This is a genomic window from Zhaonella formicivorans (genome assembly GCF_004353525.1).
Taxonomy (GTDB): Bacteria; Bacillota; DUOV01; order DUOV01; family Zhaonellaceae; genus Zhaonella; species Zhaonella formicivorans.
Genome location: NZ_CP085524.1, coordinates 3,234,371 through 3,255,030, shown reverse-complemented (window position 1 = coordinate 3,255,030; position 20,660 = coordinate 3,234,371). Strand labels below are relative to the sequence as shown.

At 44.5% G+C, this 20,660-nt stretch carries 18 protein-coding genes; 3 read left to right on the top strand and 15 right to left on the bottom strand.

The window, feature by feature from the left end; genetic code table 11:
• Positions 1-50 precede the first annotated feature (50 nt).
• Positions 51-1,907, top strand: coding sequence for a molecular chaperone HtpG (htpG, locus tag EYS13_RS15860; RefSeq protein ID WP_227764633.1), 1,857 nt, complete (start codon positions 51-53; stop codon positions 1,905-1,907).
• A gap of 71 nt (positions 1,908-1,978) precedes the next feature.
• On the opposite strand, the gene EYS13_RS15855 is transcribed toward htpG, so the two are convergent.
• From EYS13_RS15855 to EYS13_RS15845, 3 genes are all read right to left on the bottom strand, one after another.
• On the bottom strand, positions 1,979-2,431 hold the full coding sequence (locus tag EYS13_RS15855) for a PaaI family thioesterase (protein ID WP_227764632.1): 453 nt from the start codon (positions 2,429-2,431) through the stop codon (positions 1,979-1,981).
• 121 nt (positions 2,432-2,552) lie between these two features.
• A complete protein-coding gene (locus EYS13_RS15850) occupies positions 2,553-3,191 on the bottom strand; it encodes a lactate utilization protein (RefSeq protein ID WP_227764630.1) in 639 nt (212 codons plus the stop codon).
• A 118-nt stretch (positions 3,192-3,309) separates the two neighbouring features.
• A complete protein-coding gene (locus tag EYS13_RS15845) occupies positions 3,310-3,459 on the bottom strand; it encodes a hypothetical protein (RefSeq protein ID WP_227764628.1) in 150 nt (49 codons plus the stop codon).
• Positions 3,460-3,733: 274 nt separating this feature from the next.
• On the opposite strand from EYS13_RS15845, the gene EYS13_RS15840 reads away from it, so the two are divergent.
• Positions 3,734-4,861 (top strand): glycosyltransferase, encoded by a 1,128-nt coding sequence (locus tag EYS13_RS15840; RefSeq protein WP_227764625.1) that lies wholly within the window; start codon positions 3,734-3,736, stop codon positions 4,859-4,861.
• An 87-nt stretch (positions 4,862-4,948) separates the two neighbouring features.
• Here EYS13_RS15840 and EYS13_RS15835 read toward each other — a convergent pair whose 3' ends face one another.
• Positions 4,949-5,290 (bottom strand): cupin domain-containing protein, encoded by a 342-nt coding sequence (locus tag EYS13_RS15835; RefSeq protein ID WP_227764623.1) that lies wholly within the window; start codon positions 5,288-5,290, stop codon positions 4,949-4,951.
• A gap of 253 nt (positions 5,291-5,543) precedes the next feature.
• Positions 5,544-6,251 (bottom strand): arginase, encoded by a 708-nt coding sequence (locus EYS13_RS15830; RefSeq protein WP_227764619.1) that lies wholly within the window; start codon positions 6,249-6,251, stop codon positions 5,544-5,546.
• Between the two features lie 279 nt (positions 6,252-6,530).
• Here EYS13_RS15830 and ligD point away from each other — a divergent pair, with 279 nt between their 5' ends.
• Positions 6,531-7,457 carry a non-homologous end-joining DNA ligase gene (gene ligD, locus EYS13_RS15825; RefSeq protein WP_227764617.1) on the top strand — a complete coding sequence of 309 codons (927 nt, stop codon included), beginning with the start codon at positions 6,531-6,533 and terminating at the stop codon, positions 7,455-7,457.
• Positions 7,458-7,515: 58 nt separating this feature from the next.
• On the opposite strand, the gene EYS13_RS15820 is transcribed toward ligD, so the two are convergent.
• The 10 genes from EYS13_RS15820 to EYS13_RS15775 all read right to left on the bottom strand — a co-directional run bounded on the left by EYS13_RS15820 (position 7,516) and on the right by EYS13_RS15775 (position 20,586).
• Positions 7,516-8,601, bottom strand: a complete 1,086-nt coding sequence (locus EYS13_RS15820) for an HAD family hydrolase (protein WP_227764615.1) — start codon at positions 8,599-8,601, stop codon at positions 7,516-7,518.
• A 543-nt stretch (positions 8,602-9,144) separates the two neighbouring features.
• Positions 9,145-10,605, bottom strand: a complete 1,461-nt coding sequence (locus EYS13_RS15815; RefSeq protein WP_227764613.1) for a tryptophanase — start codon at positions 10,603-10,605, stop codon at positions 9,145-9,147.
• Between the two features lie 276 nt (positions 10,606-10,881).
• The gene (locus tag EYS13_RS15810) at positions 10,882-11,964 is read right to left on the bottom strand and encodes a glycerol dehydrogenase (protein ID WP_423055364.1); all 1,083 of its coding nucleotides are present in this window, start codon (positions 11,962-11,964) and stop codon (positions 10,882-10,884) included.
• A gap of 231 nt (positions 11,965-12,195) precedes the next feature.
• Positions 12,196-13,713: an ABC transporter ATP-binding protein gene (locus EYS13_RS15805; RefSeq protein WP_227764610.1), complete on the bottom strand. Its 1,518-nt coding sequence runs from the start codon at positions 13,711-13,713 to the stop codon at positions 12,196-12,198.
• 21 nt (positions 13,714-13,734) lie between these two features.
• Positions 13,735-14,655, bottom strand: a complete 921-nt coding sequence (locus EYS13_RS15800) for an ABC transporter permease (protein WP_227764607.1) — start codon at positions 14,653-14,655, stop codon at positions 13,735-13,737.
• On the bottom strand, positions 14,649-15,743 hold the full coding sequence (locus tag EYS13_RS15795; RefSeq protein WP_227764605.1) for an ABC transporter permease: 1,095 nt from the start codon (positions 15,741-15,743) through the stop codon (positions 14,649-14,651). Before EYS13_RS15795 ends, EYS13_RS15800 begins: the two co-directional genes overlap by 7 nt.
• Before the next feature lie 122 nt (positions 15,744-15,865).
• Entirely contained in the window at positions 15,866-16,897 is a 1,032-nt protein-coding gene (locus EYS13_RS15790) for a BMP family protein (RefSeq protein ID WP_227764603.1), read from the bottom strand.
• Positions 16,898-17,317: 420 nt separating this feature from the next.
• A complete protein-coding gene (locus tag EYS13_RS15785) occupies positions 17,318-18,079 on the bottom strand; it encodes a GntR family transcriptional regulator (RefSeq protein WP_227764602.1) in 762 nt (253 codons plus the stop codon).
• An 88-nt stretch (positions 18,080-18,167) separates the two neighbouring features.
• Entirely contained in the window at positions 18,168-19,916 is a 1,749-nt protein-coding gene (locus EYS13_RS15780) for an ATP-binding protein (RefSeq protein WP_227764599.1), read from the bottom strand.
• On the bottom strand, positions 19,900-20,586 hold the full coding sequence (locus tag EYS13_RS15775; protein WP_227764597.1) for a response regulator transcription factor: 687 nt from the start codon (positions 20,584-20,586) through the stop codon (positions 19,900-19,902). Before EYS13_RS15775 ends, EYS13_RS15780 begins: the two co-directional genes overlap by 17 nt.
• Positions 20,587-20,660 lie beyond the last annotated feature (74 nt).

The following is a 20,660-nucleotide window of genomic DNA, read 5'->3' as shown; positions in this document are numbered from 1 at the left end:
CTTTTATGATAAAAAAAATAGTGAAAATAAAAAAAGAGGGGAGTACGAACATGAACAGTAACAATCTGCAAGAAGAAACAAGGGAATTTCAAGCTGAAGTCAAACAAATGCTGGACATCGTGATCAACTCCCTTTATACTAACCGGGAAATATTTCTCAGGGAGTTGATTTCCAACGCCTCCGATGCCTTGGAAAAGCTCCGCTATTTAAAAATCACCAACAAAGAAATCTTAGACAGGGACTTACCGCTGGAAATATCCATTAATACTGACGATATTGCCCATACTCTGACCATCCAGGATACGGGCATCGGCATGACCAGGGAGGAATTGGTGGAGAATTTGGGCACAATTGCCCATTCAGGATCGAAGGCTTTCATTAAACAACTGACTGAAAACGATCGCAAAGACGTAGAACTCATCGGCCAATTTGGCGTAGGTTTTTATTCCGCGTTTATGGTGGCTGACAAGGTTACAGTTTACACCCGTTCTTGCCTGCCGGAAGCCCAAGGGTATATCTGGAGTTCGGAAGGGACCGGCAGTTACACCATCAAGGAGGCTCTGGATTTAAAACGGGGCACAAAAATCGTCCTGCACCTGAAAAATGATGCGCAAGAATTCGCCAAGCCGGAAACCATTAAAAGGATCATCAAGCAGTACTCGGGTTTTGTGCAGTTCCCCATTCTGGTCAACGGAGAAAAGGCAAATACAGTGCAACCCCTTTGGACCAAAAACAAAAATGAGGTTAGCGATGAAGAATACAACGAATTTTATAAATACATCGCCAACGTCTACGATGAGCCTTTATTCCGACTGCATTTCTCTGCAGATGCCCCCCTGTCCATCAATGCGCTCCTGTTTGTACCAAAGGAAAATCTAGAGCGCTTCGGTTTCGGCCAGCTCGACCCGGGGGTCAATCTTTACTGCAGAAAAGTGCTTATCCAGCAGCAGGCTGAAGGGATACTGCCCAAATGGCTACGGTTTGTGAAAGGCGTGGTGGATAGCGAGGAACTTCCGCTGAACATTTCCCGGGAAACCATGCAGGACAATATGCTGGTCAGCAAGCTCCGCCGGGTGCTTACCAGCCGCTTCCTGAAATTTTTAAATGAACAGAGCAGAACAGAGACGGAAAAGTACAATGACTTCTGGAAAAAATTCGGCATCTTTATCAAGGAAGGATTAGCCACCGACTTTGAGCATAAAGAAGAACTGCTAAAACTTCTGCGGTTTGAATCTTCCAAAACTGAGCCGGGGAAGTTGATCTCCCTCAAAGAGTATCTGGACAGAAAGACAACAGGCCAAAAGGCTATCTATTTCCTGAACGGTCCTAACAGGGAGGTAATTGAAGCGAGCCCTTACCTGGAAATTTTCCGGAAAAAAGATCTGGAAGTACTCTATACCTTTGATGCGGTGGATGATTACGTGCTTAACCAGCTGGGCGAATATGAAGGGAATAAATTTGTTTCCGCGGACCAGGAAAACCTGGAACTGCCGGATGATGGGGGGCACACTCCTGCCGCAGACGGTTTGGCGGAAGCAGATGTCAATGCTTTGGCAGACTGGTTGAAGCAGCAGTTGGGTGAAAAAGTAACAGATGTAAAAGCATCCAAACGGCTGACCGACAGCCCTGCTATTGTGCTGAATCCCGGATATATGACTAACAGCATGCAGCGCATGATGCAGTTAATCAACAAAGAACTGGACTACCCGGTGCCTAAGGTGCTGGAAATCAACACCACGCACCCCATAATCAAACGCCTTGACATTTTGCGTAAGAATAACGACCCCTTTGCCAAAGTGGCCGCTGAGCAAATCTATGACAACGCTTTAATTGCCGCCGGCTTAAATTTTGACCCCAAAGGCATGGTCAACAGGCTGAATCAGATCCTGGAGCGAGCTTTACAATAGTTTTGCCAATGCCAACCCCCCAGTGCAGGAAAACTGCCGGGGGGTTTTAACTTTGCACTACCCAGGAAATACTACGTAGTCTTCCGGTATACCGTGCCTTGAGCCAGGGCGACTAACTCACCTTTATCGTCTAAGACTTCCATCCGATAAAGGCCTGTTTTCTTAGTAAGGTTCTCTTCGCAAGCAGTGGCAGTTAAGATAGTTCCTACTGTAGTGGCTTTTAAAAAATTGATGTTTACATTCAGAGCCAACGCCAACGGGCCATGGGCATTGCTGGCGGCCGCAAAGGCAAAATCCGCCAAACTGAAGAGCGCTCCACCATGGGTTATGCCGGCACCGTTCAGCAACTCCGGTTTTACCTCCATAACCGCCCGGGCATAACCCGGTTTCATTTCCAGCAGTCTAATACCAAGATGCTTGGCCAGCGCATCCTTTTCCATTCGAGCTTTCACCTTATCCGCTTCGCCGTAGCTTTCACATTGACACTCTGCAACATTTCCAGCCTCCGCTTTAAACTCCTTCATCCTGGTACACCTCTTTACCGTTATCCCATTAATTTACTTCTTTATATAATGTATATCAAACCTTCTCGGCTTTTTAATTAATTGCCCTGGCTGGAACGGGAACCGCGGGGACAATAGTTTCTTAATAGCCTAAAATTTCCCCAACTACTACCACCGTTACATCGGTAAAGCTGGGCTTTCTTTTCATTACCGAGAATACGTTGCAGATCCTGGTTTTGCCCTGACAGTCGGCGCAAAGGCCGGTTACAGCGCAGGGATTTGGTAGATCCAACCGCTTGTTGTTTTTCGGAGAAGCTATTTCCCTAATGCGCTCATAAGCGGCATGCACATCTTTACAGATTTTATTGATACCGGCAATAATGATTACTTTTTTTGGTCCAAAAGTCATTGCCGCAACCCTGTTGCCTGTCCCGTCCATATTGACCAGAAAACCATCCAGTGTCAAAGCATTAGTGCTGCTCAAAAAAACATCGCTTAAAAGCTGCTGCCGGCGAATCTCCAATCTTTCTTCCGCTGACAGTCCCGGCGCATTATGGTTTAACAGCTTCGCACCTTTGCTCTCGATCTTTTGAGGCAACTCAAGTTCAGCCACGGTCATTGAACCACCAATTCCCACTTTGGCTCCTTCAGGAATCATATTCAGCACATGTTCTACGGCATCTTGGCGGTTAGAAAAATATACCGCATCAAAGTTATTTTTTTGCAGCGCCTCGACCACTTTTTGTCCGACAACATCGTTATGCCACTTATGTATACTCATTTATCTTCCTTCCCTTTTTGGATTTTTTATATGGACAAATTTCCCCTGATTAAATTATAACATGCTCACTATACAGCGAACAGGGAAAATAAAAAAGCGCCACACTGGCAAAACAAGCTCATCTGCCTCTTTTTTCCTGCACCGCTTCACAAAGTTCAATAAGATGGTGTACAACAATCTCCAATGCTGCTTTGAGATCGATCGTCTCTGTTTCCAGGCTTTGTTTTACGAGCTCTAGCCTTTTTATTGCCAACTCCAAATCCTGCATGGTTACCTCCAAAAAACAAATATAACTTTTAAAGCCATCATATCTTAAACAAGTTTATACTGTCAAAGTAAACCGTCAGCAATTAAAGCCAGCAACTCCAGCCGGTTCTATAGCAATTTTCATCCAATTAGCAGTGGCTTACTGCCAAAGCTGCCAATATAAAAAGCTGCCCTGTCTTGTTTAACTTTTTCCATAAACAAGGATTTTGCGCTGAAAGGCAGAATTACTAAAATAATTAACTGTTGCTACATTTACGTATTCCGGAGGATAACTCATGTCTCTTGTCTTAATTATGACAACGGCTTTTGCCCTGTTGATCTTTTTTCATTTCTTTGCTGCAGCCCGCGGACTTAAAAAAAGCAGGGAAATCAAAGCAACTCACGTACCCTGGGGAATTTCGGTAATCAAGCCCGTGAAAGGCATTGATGCTGACGCCTATCAAAACTTTAAATCCTTTTGTGAACAAAAACTGGCCGTACCCTACCAACTCATTTTCAGTTTGCAGGATGCTGATGACCCTGCGCTACCTCTACTCAATAAATTAAAAGCCGAATTCCCCCGGCTGGATATACAAATCACAGTTAATCCGGTAAAAAACAGTCTAACGGCCAAGAGCAGCAACCTCTTTTACGGCTTAAAGCTGGCCAAATATGATTGTCTTATCCTGAGCGACGCCGACATGTACGCAGGACCAGATTTCATTGCCAGGATAGCTTCCCAGCTATACAACAAGCAAAAAATAGGAGTTGTCTCAGCGCTACCAGTACATGTCAAGCCCCAAGGATTTTGGGCCTGGATTTATCAACTGCAGCTCAATGCCACTATCCTGGCCCAATGGCTGCCCTATGCTTCGATTTTTAGGCTGGGAGTAGCAGGTGGCACTATTGCCATCAAAAGAGAGGTCCTGGAAAGAATAGGTGGAGTTGAAGCTTTTGGCGGTTATGTGGCGGAGGATGTGCGAATCGGGCAGCTGGTGAAAGAAGCGGGTTACCAGGTAGCAGTAGGGCCGGTAATCTATTCGCCGGTAGGAGCTAAAACTCTAGGGGATTTAGCAAGTTTACTGGCCCGGGGGTCTATCATTTACAGGCGCATGCTTCATACAGCCTTAGAAGTTCCTTATCTGGTCGTAGCATATTGCTACTTACTGTTAACTATCCTGGGAATCTTTGCTGCCAATACAACATTCTTCACGGCTGCAGCCATCCACCTGACAAGCAAAATAATTACGGCTGCCTTAATAACGAGAACAGCCGGAACCTCCGGAAAAGAAGCTTTTTTAGTACCTATCTTAGACGTGATTTTTATTTATCTTTACTTCCATACTTTACAGAAGGGGGTCTTGACTTGGCGGGGCATAGCCTACAAAGTTGATGAACAAGGGCGCATGCTCCCGGTTAATTAGGTTTGTACATAAATTTCGCTTGAACAATTGGCAGCCTGTAAAAGGCAGCCGCTCGTTCAAGCGATTGACGAAATCCAAATCCCCTGCTTACGGTTTGTCAGGATTGGGTGCTTTCACAACCAGGATCTCAAAATCTTCTTCTATTGCATGTACTCCATGAGGGATGTATTTTGGACTGAAGACTATGTCATTTTCTTTTACCATATAGGACTCTTGCCCGATTTCGATACATCCGCTGCCTTTAATCACATAGTAGAAAATGTCTACCGGCGTTACATGAGCAGGAATTTTATCCCCCGGCTTGAGCAAAAGATTTAGAACTCTGGCAGAATCCTCTTCAAAAATATTGCGGGCTAAAATGCCCCTGTGGTTCTTCCGTGCCGGTATCTCAGAAAGGCTGATTTTAAAGTTACGAGTCAATGTTTCCATGCTGATCATCTCCTTTAGTATTGTTTACGTGGAATTTTGAAATTTTAGTACTATTAAACTATTAAACAGGTGTAATAAATATTATAAATTTACTGAAAAATTTTGTCAACCAAAAATATGATAAATATCTTTATTGCCAATGGCTGAATTAGTAGAATTTTTTAATTCTTCTATTATTAATATGGCAACTTCACTGAAATATTGCCAGTTATACAAAAAAATTGTACTATCTCACCTACACAAACCTGGCAATTCACGAAACATGCAATAGATAATCAATCTTCTCTGACAGAGTCAGCTTACCGGGGGCCCAATTTCGCTCGGGGCATTCCAGGATCCGGTAAGGCATGTTCAGTCCTTGCACGAAATTATAGAATTTAGCATCGAGCCAGGGCGGAGTCCAAGCCCCCGACCGGCAGATATGAATTGCCGCCACCTCTATCTGGCCTTTCAGATCTTCCAGCGTGCAGTACCGAATATTAAATACCCGATTGATTTCTTCAAAATCTTCCTGCTTTTCATAGGTGTACGGGCTATAAAAAATGGTTGCTTTGGCAATAACGTTGTCTTGCAACAATTTACCAAGCCAGTTGGCACAGTTAAGTTCAAAAGCCAGTGAGCTAATCCCCCCGTAACCAAGATCGGCGTGGGCGTCAAATAAATAAACGTGATTGCAGCCATGGTCGCGGCAAATCTCATAGGAGAACTTATGGGAATCGGAAACATAAACTTTAGTTGTTTTTCTAATGTTAAACCGGGTTATAATCTTGGGCCAGAACTCTTCCAATTCCGGGCCGGTATCTACTGTCCGCCGGATATCCTCCCCTCTCATCCTCTCTCTTAGATATCTTTGATACCACAGCCCGCTCAAGTTCTGAGCATTTTCCAGATAAGACCCACACCATTCTTTGTTTACCGGTACAAAATAATCCCAATCAATACTTAAAAGATTTTTTTCCACAAAAACCACCTCAGTTAACTTAATTTAGTTAATGAGACATTTTTGAGTAAAAAATCTATAAGTATGAACGACATTATTGTTATAGATAATTTTACAACTAATGGAAAAAGAATTCAACCTATTATGACCTAATCCCAGTGACGGCTAACTACGGATAAGTCTATTTTGAATTATTTAGTTGCAAAATATTGTATCGAACAGCAATCCATAGCATGTTTACATACTTTCCATCAGCTGAACCAAAATATTAGAAAGGAATGCGTCGAGAGGGATGTATATATGGATGAGTCATTGACAATTACCGTCGAAGGGAAAGAGATCAGAATTTCGAACCCGCAAAAAATTTTATGGCCGGAAACAGGGTTTACTAAACTATATTATGTAAACTTCCTGCTCAGTGTAGCTGATTATCTTTTGCCCTACAGCAAAAACAGACTGCTGATGATGTGGTGTTATCCTGACGGCGTGAATGCAAAACGCATTGTACGCAAAGCAATGCCTTCTTTTGCTCCGGCATGGATTCAACGCACATTTTATATCGATAAGCATTGGATTTTATTAAACGACAGGCCAACCCTTGCTTGGTTGGCCAACTTGGCAGCTCTGGAACTACACGTTCCATTTGACACTTACGACCGCATTGGTTACCCTACAGAATTAGTTTTTGACCTGGATCCGATGGATACGGACAACTTTGAATTGGTGTTAGAAACGGCACTACAATTAAAAGACTTACTAGACTCCCTCGGTCTTAAAAGTTTTGCCAAAACCTCCGGTTCAACAGGATTACAAGTATATGTTCCTATAGAGCCAAAATACGAATACCGGGAGACCCGCATGGTAAATGAATTTATAGCAAAGTATATGGTGCAGAAGAACCCTGATAAAATAACCATTGACAGAGTGGTCAAAAGGAGGGGAAAAAAACTATATTTTGATTATCTCCAGCTCTGGAAGATGCGAACTTTACCTGCCCCCTATTCGTCCCGGGCAACAGCTACAGGTACAGTATCAACGCCGGTAACCTGGGAAGAAGTAAGAAAAGGTTTTAGCCCTACTGATTTTACCATGGTTAACATAATACAGAGAATTCAGGAAAGAGGGGATCTATTCAGTCCTGTTACCACCGAAAAAAATAAATATATGCAAAGCCTAGATAAAATCCTTGCTTTTTTAAAAACGCATAAAAGCGTAGTTATGATTTAGTTCTGGTACAAATAAACTCCCTTCCACCGGCAAGAGGGATATAAGTAATCAAGGTATACTATGAAACTTTTAATTGTCCGGGACGTCCTTCCCCGTTTCGCTGCACAGCAAAGGGTATACTATGCTCGTGCCGCAATCTTCTTACAAGCTCAACGCTCTTTTGGTGACTGCGCAACATCACCAGAGCTAATTCCAGTCCGGGGAAACCGGTCATCATATAATAATCACCTGTTGAGTCCCCGGCAACAAGCATGGGCTCAGTGCCCAATTTGCTCACCAAAAATTGTTCAATGGCCTGCATCTTGCCTGTTTTAAATGTGATGGGATAAGCCTCATCAATTCTAGGTTGAAGAACATTGCAGCTGTCCCTGTCCAACCGGACAGCCAGGAGATGGTCTTGAGGCAAAGCATAACCATATTGTTGATAAGTGACCAGTGGAATTAACACTTCTTTAGCTGAAGCGGAACAAACATAAACGCCAATGCCCTTTGCCTTTAGTTCCTGAAAAAGATGAACCACCAAGGGGTTAATTCGAAGTCCTCCGGTATAATGCGCTGATAAGACCCCTGTCTTTTTGGACAAGGCAGGACTGCTGCTTAACAAATGGCATTTGCGCTCCGCATGCAAATTAAAATCTATCGATTCCTTTGACAAATTTTCTAGTTCTATGGCCGTCATATTGCTGTACAAATACATCATCCATAAAAAACTGTCTTTGGTAAAAGCATGATCATTGATTAGCAGATAGAAATAAAACATTTTAGCTTTAAAATCGTTAAACTCTTCCGTCTCCCGGATTTTTTCCAAGCTCATTTTTTGGTTCACAATATAATGTTCGTATAGAAAAGTATAATCTTCCAGCAGATCGCTGCTGATTTGCTCCGCATGTTTTTCTACAGGACTTTCCCCAGAAAAGTTGTCTTTGAGTGCAATCGATAAAATTCCGGAAAATTCCCAAGGGGTAAGTTTATAGCGCAGGTTATCTATTTGATAAATAAACAAGGTTTCAGTTACATCGCCGTAAATGCAGGTATTATCCCAGTCAAACACTGCATATGGGTTTGACTTGTTTTGTGCTTTCTCGAGTAAATTTTGTAACGCGGCTTTTACCTCCGGTTGCCAGCCGGATAAATTGCTGTGCATTTATACCACCTTCGTCATTATTTTCTCCACCACCATCATATACCATTTTTCACAAAAGTATCATTAAATTTGTGTTAAGATTTTAAAGTCTGATTTTAACAAATTTCTTCTTTTCAATATGTCATTTTTCCTGCCCTACGTATACCTTATGAACACAAAGAGCAGAGGGGACGTTATTCCGCCGGTCGAAAAATAAAAGTCTGAAATAAAGAAAACTTGGCTTGCGCCAAGCCTTAGGGCGCCAGAATTTCTAGCGTTGTGTTTACACAATGCGTAGAAATTCCAGTCCTTTAGGGCGCCAGAATTTCTAGCGTTGTGTTTACACAATGCGTAGAAATTCCAGTCCTTTAGGGCGCCAGAATTTCTAGCGTTGTGTTTACACAATGCGTAGAAATTCCAGTCCTTTAGGACTGGCGGACGCCTAGTTGCCCTTATGCGCCGTGAAATTTATACTTCCTGAATAGCCAAGAAACCTCTATGCAGACCTTTCATAGTCCGCATAGAGGCTTTATGTGCAGCGTACTACCCCAAATTGGGCAGCAATTACATATCAAGCGAAAAATCTCGGATAAAAGCCTGTGCCAGCTTTTCATCCCAGTTCGATGCAGCTTTACCGGCTGCCACGGGTTTTAGCCGGCCCAAGAAAAAGCGCAGCATTTCCGGCTCATATTCGAAGGTCAAGCCCCCAATCATTTCCCGGTGATTATAGAGCCACGCCACCCGGTCCACTACATATTCGATGTGGGACAAGGTGAAAACCCGGCGCGGTACGGCCAAACGCACCAACTCCAGTTCGGAGATAAGCTCGGTGCCGTCTATATCGCGGTCCATGGATACAGTTCCGCGCTCCATGCCGCGCACTCCGGAGCAAATGAAGATAGCCGCCGCCAAGGCACCAGCCGGATACTGCGGGTGATCCAGATGCGGGAGGAAACGCATGGCATCAATGTGTGCTCCGACACCACCGGCCGGCGTCACTACGGGTACGCCTTTTTCGGATAGCCTGGCAACAAAGTATTCAATCAGGTCCGCCGCACACCCGGCTGTATACTCATCAGTCATTTCCCGAAGCCCAACGGCCATAGACTCGATCTCACGAGTTGAAATACCACCGTAAGTTAAAAAGCCTTCATAAACAGGCACCAACGGTGCTATTAAATCATAAATTTCTTTTTTGCGGGTTGCGATGAGGCCACCGCGGGATGTACAGCTTTTGCGGGCCGACATGTAGATAAGATCGGCCATGGAAATTATCTCATGGATAATCTCACCGATTGTACGATTTTCATATCCGGCTTCCCGGCGTTTGATCATATAGGCATTATCACCGATAAGGCTGGTATCGACGATAATAGGAATTTTGTATTGATCGGCGATGGCCCGTACTTCTTTTAAGTTAGCCATGGAGAAGGGCTGGCCTCCCAGGAGGTTGGCCGTCGATTCCATTCGGATGAACGGAATCTTATCCGCCCCGTGTTTGAAAATCAAACTTTTCAGTTTTTCTATATCCAGGTTGCCCTTAAAACTATAACTGCTGTCAGTATTAAACGCTTCATCGATGCAAATTTCTTCTACTGTTCCGCCGGCCATTACAAAATGCGCCTTGGTGGTGGTAAAATGCTGGTTCATGGGTATTACATGGCCCGGCTTGACAAAGCACTTGGCAATCAAGTGTTCCGCCGCCCTACCCTGGTGTACCGGTAGTGTATACTCACAGCCAAAAACTTCGCGCACCGCCTCGGCCAGCTTGTAAAAGCTTTCCGAACCGGCATAGGCGTCGTCCGCTTCCATGGAAGCAGCCAGTTGGGCATCACTCTGGGCGTTGGTGCCTGAGTCGGTTAGCATGTCGAGAAACATATCCCTTGTGCGCAGCAAAAAGGTATTAAACCCCGCTTCCCGGATCGCCGCCAGCCGTTGCTCCACCGTTGGAAAAGGCAAACGCTGAATAATCTTGACTTTGTGCATGTCCAGTGGCAAATTCCTGCCGTCTGATAATTTAATCATTTTTTCCCTCCGTCCTACCTTACTGCATTTCAATGGACTTCTGTAGCGTCCCAGTACATAATTATCCGATCGCGGTTCAAGCGGTGATAGCATCAGCTTGAATACGCTTGTGCAAAACCTCCCCTGAACAGTAAACCGGATAGATAACAATTCTATAACAACCGGCTAAATCCTTTTTTTCATTTCAATTTTGTACGGGATTATGTTAACCGGGAGCTGATTCGGAAGGAAAAAGATCACACAAAACCGGGACCAAAAGGGCCCCGGTCAGACTTTTTAGTCGAGCATACCTAAAGCATCAGCCGCTAAAATGGCATCATAAACCATTTGCGCATCTACAGGAAAAGGCATATTATGAATTGTTTCATTTTCGGCAGTTGCAGCTTCTGCTACTTTGCGCAGCTTTTGCTCATCGATACCCTCTAGTCCTAGCTCGTTCAGAGTAGTTGGCAAACCAACAGACCGACAAAAATCCACTACTTCAAAAATGACATCGGTAGGCCTGTTTTCCATTACCAACTGAACAATGGTGGAGAAAGCAACCTTTTCTCCGTGAAAATAGCGGTGAGTTTCCTCCAAAACAGTGAGGCCGTTATGAATTGCATGAGCTGCGGCAAGCCCTCCGCTTTCAAAGCCAAGTCCGCTTAGCAGAGTATTAGCTTCCACAATCCTTTCCACTGCCGGAGTTACAACCTGCCGTTGTACTGCTGTTTTGGCTGTCAACCCGTATTCGATGAGCGTATCGTAGCAGAGATTGGCCAAGGCCAGGGCGCTGGCAGTAGCTATTCCTCCCGACATAGCGGGAAGATGCCGCGTACTGCTTGCTTCCGCTTCAAATTTCGTTGCCAGGGCATCCCCCATGCCGGCCACAAGAAATCTTGCAGGGGCATTAGCTATGATGCGAGTATCAACTAATACTATCTCCGGGTTTTTGGGTAAAAGCAAATACTCCTCAAATTCCCCCGTTTCTTTATAAACCACAGCCAAAGCGCTGCAAGGAGCATCGGTGGAAGCAATAGTAGGTAAGATCGCTACAGGGAGCATTGCGTAGTAAGCTACTGCTTTGGCTGTATCCAAGGTCTTGCCTCCACCAAAGCCGATAATCAGGTCGACACCTTCGTTGACAGCAATTGTTTTTAAACGTTCAATTTCAGGTTTAGAACACTCTCCACCAAATCGTTCAATCCGATATTTAATTTTGCCCAGACCTTTGGCCAGTAAAGTCTGCGCCGTATTTAGCACAAAGGGGTCAGCAATAATGAGTGCTTCGGAACCAAAATTTCCTATGTACTTTTCGGCCACTTGCAAGGCGCCTACGCCCTGGACATATTTACTAGGGGCATTGAGTGCTTGGATCATGCTCATATTCATCACTCCTAATTGGTCTTTACATTTAAATTAAGCAGAACTAGCTAAACTTATACAAAAGAAAACATGAAAGGCATCTGAATTTCTAATACTTTTGTTGCCAAATTATGGCCATTCCTAAAAGGTTATTTTATCACTTTGCCGAATATTTTGCTTAAAATTATCAAGGGAGCGGTCACTGGGGAGATTAAAACAGCCCCAAATTTTTTGGGGCTGTTTTAATTAGCTGGCAACTTTTTTTGATCCGGCCATCATCAATCCCAATTCTTCAATGCTGGCTTCTTTGGCATCTATAACACCCATGATTTCCCCTTCATAAATAACAGCAATTCTGTCACTAAGGGAGAAGATTTCTTCCAGCTCGGTGGATACCAATAGCACGCCGCAGCCGCGGTCCCTTTCTTGAATAATCCTCTTATGCACGTATTCTGTTGCCCCGATATCCAGGCCCCTGGTGGGGTGCATGGCAATTAAGAGGTTGGGTTCCCTGGAAATTTCCCGTCCCAAAATAACTTTCTGTTGATTACCCCCGGACAAATTTCTGGCCTTTACTTCAATATTCGGTGTTTTGACGTTATACTGCTCTACAAGCTCCTCCGAGTGGTTTTCGATGAATTTCCAGTCCAAAAAGAGCCCGTGGGCAAAAGGTTGCTTGTAATAGCTCATGAGCATCATGTTTTCCTTGATGGACATATCCATGACCAGTCCGCGCTTATGACGATCTTCAGGAATGTGGGCCACTTTTTCCTCCAAGATCTCCCTGGGATGCTTATTAGTAACATCTTTGCCGTTAACTCTGACTGTACCGGCGGTCACTTTACGCAGACCGGCGATGGCCTCTACCAGCTCAGACTGGCCGTTGCCATCAACGCCCGCAATACCCAGCACTTCTCCAGCCCTGACGGTTAGCGACAGCCCTTTAAGGGCTTTTAACCCTTTGTTATTCAAACTTTCTATATTTTGCATTTCCAGTACCGGTTGACCCGGGTTGCATGGCTTTTTATCGAATCGTAGAAATACATCCCTTCCCACCATGAGGCGGGCTAATTCTTCCTTACTGGTATCCTTGGTGTTAACTGTGGCCACCGACTTGCCCGCTCTTAAAACCGTTACTCGGTTGCTTATGGTCATCACTTCGTTTAGCTTGTGGCTGATGAAAATAACGGTATGACCTTCCTGAGTTAACTGCCGCATCATCACAAACAATTCTTCTACTTCCTGCGGCGTCAAGACGGCAGTCGGTTCATCGAGAATTAGCAGATCAGCCCCACGGTAAAGTGCTTTGATAATCTCCAGGCGCTGCTGCTGACCTACCGACAGCTGCCACACTTTGGCCCAAGGATCTATATCCATGTTATATTGTTTGGATAAAGCGGCTATTTTTTGGGCAGCGCCTTCTAAGTCCAAGACAGCCCCTTTGCCCGATTTCATTCCCAGAACAACATTTTCCACCACAGTTAAGGCAGGTATTAACATAAAATGCTGGTGGACCATCCCGATTCCCAGTTCAATGGCTACTTTTGGGGAAACAATATCAACTTTTCTGCCTTTTAGATAAATCTCGCCTGAGGTAGGTTGATATAAACCATAAAGGATGCTCATCAAGGTACTTTTTCCAGCGCCATTTTCGCCCAGCAGCGTATGGACTTCCCCCGCTGTAACCTCGAAGTTGACGTTATCATTAGCCCTCACACCGGGGAATTGTTTCACAATGTTCCTCATCTCTAAAAATGCCGGCATAAGATGATCCCCTCCACTCTTTTACTCCTTACTATAAGGCACTCCGCTGGCAGCCGGGCCTTGAGATTTACCTACGAAACCTGCTAATGCCAATATTGTCAAGATGTACGGAACCATAAGCAGGAACTGGAAAGGAATATCTGTCCCGGATGCTTGCAAACGAAACTGCAATGCATCACCGGCGCCGAATAAGAGGGCCGCTCCCAGCGCTCCCAACGGGCTCCATTTTCCGAAAATAACAGCTGCCAGAGCTATAAACCCCCGACCTGCCACCATATTCTCCGTAAAGAAGCTTAATAAGCCGAGGGAGACATAAGCCCCTGCCAAGCCGGACAGCAAACCGCTCACCAACACGCTGGCGTAACGGACCTTGTAAACATCAATACCCACAGTATCGCAAGCTTTTGGGTGTTCGCCCACTGCCCGCACTTTCAAACCAATATCTGTTTTAAAGAGGATAAAATGAGCAACAGGCACAAGCAGCAGTGCAATATAAACCAGGGCATTTTGTTGAAACAACACCGGCCCGATCACGGGTATTTTTGCTAATACAGGGATTGCCACAGGTGTAAAAGAATCGATTTGCGGAGGTGCAGTATTGACCCCGAACATAACCCTGGCAAATGAGGTGGTTAAGCCCAAACCTAAAATATTAATAGCCGCGCCTACCACAACCTGATCTGCTTTAACTGTGATGGTCAGGTAGGCAAAGATGAGGGAAATGAGAGCTCCGCAGAACATCCCGGCTAAAGCGCCAAACCAGGCATTTCCCAAGAAATAGGAACCGGCAACGCCCGCTAAAGCCCCTGTCAGCATCATTCCTTCGGCCCCGATGTTCACGATTCCGGACCTTTCCCCGTAGACCAAGCCCAGGGCCGCCAGTAGAATGGGGGTCGCTGTACGCAGATCAGCTGCTAAAAAGTTGGTGATTACATCTAGCATGAAACGCCCTCCCCTTTTGCAGCAGCTGCCAAACCTTTGCGCTTCTGAACAAAGTTAAAAATACTGCTGCCTACTACAAACATGATTACCAGCGCTTGAATAATATAGATAACGGCAATTGGCACTTTGGCAGCCATCTGCATCATATTGGCACCGCTGCGTAAGATGCCAAACAATATCCCTGATAAGAGAATACCAATGGGAGTGTTTTGCCCAAGCAAAGCCACGGCAATACCGTCAAAACCGTAGCCCGGGGAAAATGCCTGGAACAACCGGTGCTGTATTCCTAAAATTTCGTTCATGCCAGCCATTCCCGCAAATCCCCCTGCAATAAACATTGACAAAAAAGCATTGCGTTCAGGGTTTATTCCGGCATACCTGGCGGCTTCAGAGTTCAGACCCACAACCCTGGTTTCATAACCGACTGTTGTTTTCCAGAGAAACACATAGAACAAAACAATAGTTAGTAAAGCAACTAGCAAACCCAAATGCAGCCTTGTTCCGGGAAGTATCCTGGGCAGCTGGGCCGATAGTTCCACTGCCGGTGTTTGGGGGAAATTCCCCGGGGGCTCTTTCATAGGACCGGTAACCAGATAGCTTACCCAGTGAATGGCTACATAGTTTAACATAATAGTAGTAATCAATTCACTGGCCCCGAATTTTACTTTCAACCATGCGGCCAAAATTCCCCACAAGCCACCACCTATAAAACCTGCCAAGATTGCCAATGGCAAATGAATAAAGAGCGGCAATCCTTTAAGATAGATACCTACAACAGTAGCCAAGAAACCACCCATATAGAGCTGTCCTTCTGCGCCAAGGTTAATTAAGCCGCAGCGTTTAGCCAAGGCAAAACTTAATCCTGTAAAAATCAAAGGTGTGGTCTTAACAAGCGTTTCGCCAATGGCGTTGGTATTTCCCAATGATCCTTTCAGCAAATTCTCATAAGCTTTGAGAGGGTCCAGTCCCATAAATAAAATAACCACTGCGCCCAAGCCCAAGGCAAAGAATATGGCCACCAGTGGAGAGGCCATATTCTTAAAACTTTCCGTTACCCAACTTTTCCTGCTATCAATTTTTGTCGTCATTCCTTGCCTCCCTTTCTTTCCGTCTTCTGACTGCCTTTTTATAAAAAATTAGCCAAGCCTCAGCATATTATGATGGGGCTTGGCTTAGAAAATGAATGAGTCACCCTGGCTGTTAGTTTTCTTTACTGCTGGGGCAAAGCTTCAATGTCAATTTTACCTGCTTTAAGATCGGCGATAATCTGGTCGATCTTTGCTTTGGCTTCAGGGGAAACTTTACCTTCCAGCTGTGGGTTCCAGATTAAGCCCACAACATCTTGCTTAACACCAAGCGGATAGAATTGCGCCTTGAAATTACCTTCTTTTATTTGTTTTACTATATAAAGAATCCCTTCGGGAATATTGCGGAAGGCACTGACCAACACCGTGTCGGGAGCCAAACCGCTTTGATCTTTAATTACACCAATGGCAGGTATTTTGGCTTCCTTAGCTGCTTCTATCACCCCTAGACCGGCCTGGTCCGCTTGGTGCATGACGATGTCAGCTCCTTGCTGAATGAACACCTTCGCCATTTCTTTCGCTTTGGCAACATCTTCAAAACTGCCTGTGATTGTAGTAAGAGCTTCTACTTGAGGATTAACATATTTTGCGCCGAGTTTGAAACCTTCAACCATATTTGTAACAGGCGGAATAGACAGACCCCCAACAATAGCAACCTTGCCTGATTTAGTATAGGAAGCTGCTACAACGCCTCCCAGGAAACCGGCTTCTTTAGCAAGAACGCTGTAAGAACCAACGTTAGGCTCTTGGAATTCCTTGCTGTCAGACATCAGGAAAATAGTATCCGGAAATTCTTGAGCAACCTTTTTAGCCGCATCGGCAAACTGGAATCCATGTCCAATAATCACATTATAACCTTGAGCAGCATAACCCCTAAAAGACTCTTCGATATCCGATTGAGGCACACTTTCTTTATAAGCGATTTCCGCACCCAGCTCTTGCTCAACTAATTTTAAACCTTCGTAGGCGGAAGCATTCCAGCCGTTATCATTAATGGGTCCGGGAAGCAAAACTGCAACTTTAAATGCTTCTTGCTTTTCCTCGCTTTGAGCCTCGCCCGACTGTTTATCCTGCGCAGTGCCACAGCCAACTAACAGACTACCTGCAAAAACAAATACCATTAACAATGCCAGTATCCTTTTACTTTTGCTCACCATTAAATCCTCCCATATTTTATAGATTAATTAGCAGGAATTATAATTAATTTCTTATGGACCACCCCTTTCGTTGTAAAACAACCTCCCTGGGTTGTACAGAAAATTATCAAGCCCCAACCTTGATAGGCTGGGGCTTGGCTACGGTCATGCTGCATTTACCCGATGTATTTTATTTGTGTATTTTATTTGTAAGTCCTTTTAATATCGTTAACTACCAGACAAATAATGGGTAATAGGTTATAGGTAATACCTTTATTTATATTATAACCTTTTGCTAAAAAAAAAACAATATTTTTATCGAAAATTTAAAAAAATTTATACCACCTTTTAGCAGCACCCACAAATAGTTTTACTTTTTTTAAAAAAAACAGGCGTACTTTTTCGCATCTGCAAAATTTTCTCCGCCCTTACCTTTTAAATCTATTTGTCCTTAAAACTGAACTTTTTTTGCCTGATCATATTAAAACGGATATAGTTGGTGTCAATATATTCATTTGTATATAAAACCGGGTTATCTTCCTGATCATAATTAATAACATCGCAGTTTAAAAAAGATTTACCATCGGTGCATTTGAAGTGGGGACTTAAGGCACGAAGCTCCTCACTGGTTATTGTCGAGAGTTCAACCTTATCCCAAATAATTATTTTACCCAGGGTCAGCCTCAAAAATTCATAGATTGATGTGGTCATATCATCAAAGGAAACTGTGCCTTCAAGGGATTCTGCAGGAATTCTATCTATGCAGTATACTGCCGGATAATCGTCAGCATAAAAAATCTTTTCAATTACAAAGATTTTACTTTCGTGTTTTACTTGTAACTTATTCGCCTCATCAATAGTTGAGGCCCTTGCTTTTATGTTTACTGTTTCCACTTTAGCATTGTAGCCACTGTTTAAAATGACAAAGCGCAGATCATCTATGGGGTTAAAAGTGACTTTAATTTGCAAAGCCTCTTTATTGACAAAGGTACCTTTGCCTTGCTTTCTAAATATTATCCCCTCTGAGGCCAGTTCATTAAGGGCGCTTCTTACCGTAATCCTGCTTACGCCTATTTTTTCGGCCAACACTTCCTCTCTGGGAAGTTTATTGCTTACATTAAGGTCCATTGATTTAATATACTTGTAGATAGATTTTTTGGCCAATTGACTTAAACCTTTCTCTTCTATCCGGCTTATATCCATTCACGTGGCTCCTCCGTTACATAAAGTAACTTTCTAGTCCTACTTTTCAAATATAACATGTTCCGGACTAAAACAAGGTGGTTGTTTTTTAGTCTTTATACGGAAGCTTAATAATAAATTTTGTCCCTTTGTTCAATTCGCTTTCCACAGAAATTTCTCCCTTATGTCCTTCAATAATCTGCTTAACGATAGCCAGGCCCAAGCCGGTTCCACCCTGCCTGGTACGGGCTTTGTCCACTTTGTAGAACCTTTCCCAAATAAGGGGGATTTCCTCCTTAGGAATGCCCACCCCCGTGTCAGCTACCTTAATTACCGCCCACTCAGGCTCATAATTCAGTATTATTCTAATGGTGCCTCCGGCAGGAGTATGCCTAAAGGCATTGTCCAAAAGATTGATGAGCACTTGTTGTATGCGCATGGCATCAGCAGATACATACTGGCTGACCCCTTTTTCCGTAAATGTAAGGGCCACGTTGCTACTAGCCGAGGTTGACTGGTATTTGCGCACCACTTGTTTGATTAAATCGCTTAAGTCGATTTCCGATTTATTCAGTTGCAGCTGGCCTAATTCCAGTTGGTTTAAGTCAACCAAATCGTCAACCAGACTTCTTAACCTGATGGACTCTTCTTTAATAATCCCCAAATATTCTTTTTCTTCTTCTTCCGACTGGGGTATATCATCAAGCAGCGCTTCACTGTAACCTTGGATAAAGCTGAGGGGGGTGCGCAGCTCGTGGGAAACGCTGGCCACAAATTCTTTGCGGATTTGCTCCGTTCTTTTCTTCTGCGTTATATCCTGCACAATGATGATGACTCCGCTGGTATGCTCGTCTTGGCCTTTCCAAGGGGAAAGGTTAGCTGACAATGTTTTGCCGTCCAGCCTAAACTCCACATCCCTCAGCGTTTGTCCTGCCAGTACCTGCTGCCAAACCCGTGGGTCCAGAGTGGTGAAAATCTCTCCGAATTTTTTGTCCGGGGCCAACTGCTGCCCTAGCAGCTTATCTGCCGGCGGATTATATAGCGTGACCTTTTGGGAGTTATCAAAGACAACCACCGCATCGCTCATACTGGTTAAGATGGTGGATAACCTCTCTTTTTGCTGCGACAGCTCCCTGGTATGGTTATCCAGGTTCTCAGCCATGTAGTTGATGGACTGGGCCAAACTCCCGATCTCATCCTCCGATTCGATAGGTACCCGCACTTGAAAGTTCCCCGTAGACATTTGCAACGCGGCTTTTTGCATAGCGATGAGCGGTCTGGAAAGTTTATTGGAAAAGAAAAAGGCCAGGAGCATAGTCAGGGCGGTTGCCCCCAGGGCAGTATATAATATTAAATGCTTGATCGAAGTAATGGTGGCATAAAAGTCCTTATAAGGAGAGTACAAGAGTACTGCCCCAATCACCTCGTTTCCCGTTTCTACAGGAATGGCCACAGTCAATACCGGCTCCTTGAAATGCTCGTGAAAACCCTTCCTTATAACCGGCTGGCCTGCTAAAACTTGCCTCACTTCAGCCGTTTGCAGGTGCATTCCCTCATTCATGCCCATCCTGTTGCCGCATGCCATAACCAAGCCTGTTTTGTCAACCACCATCACATCGGCATTGACAAATTTGCCAATGGTCTCCACCTGACCGGCTATTTGAGACCGGTGGTCGCTGGTGAGCAGCGCCGCTATTTCCTTCCCATGGGTCAATAAATTATTGGCTTTTTCGTTCAGGTAAAATGTTTCCAACAGTTTGAAAAGGGAAATACCAAGGGCTAAAAGGACTATGAGCATCAAACTGGTAGTGGCCAGTAACAGCTTTGCGCTTACCCGCGTTTTAAGCCATGACAGCATCGAATTTATACCCCACTCCCCAAACTGTATGAATGAATTTGTGGGTTGATGAAACCTGGTTTATTTTTTCCCTGATATTTTTTACATGAGTATCAACAGTACGCAGGTCCCCGAAAAAGTCGTATCCCCATACCTTTTCCAACAGCTGTTCCCGGGAGAAGACCCGGCTGGGCTGCTTTGCCATAAAGAACAGCAAGTCGAATTCTTTGGGAGTTAAAGCAATTTCTTTTCCTGCCAAAGTGACTTTTCGCGAATAGCTGTTGATCTCTAAATCCCCAAAAACGAGGCTTTCATCTTCACTTTTATCCACTTCAGTAGCACGGCGCAGCACTGCTTTAACCCTGGCCACCAGCTCTTTTGGACTAAATGGCTTAGTCACGTAATCATCAGCTCCCAGGTCGAACCCCATTAGCCTGTCCATTTCCTCACCCCGGGCAGTAAGCATAATAATAGGTATATTGCTGTTTTTTCTAATTTCTTTACACACCAGCCAGCCGTCGCCCTCTGGCATCATCACATCCAAAATGGCTACTTTTGCCTGGGTGTATTTAGCCAAAGCTTCTTTGCCGGTACTGGCCTCCAGCACCTCAAAGCCTTCTTTTTCCAGATATGCTTTCACCAATTGCCTCAGCTTGGCTTCATCGTCTGCCACCAGAATTTTGGTATGCATCCTGTGCGCCTCCTCGCCTTTCCGGACAAATTTCCTAAAATAAAACCCGCCTCATAACGGCGGATTTAGTGGTA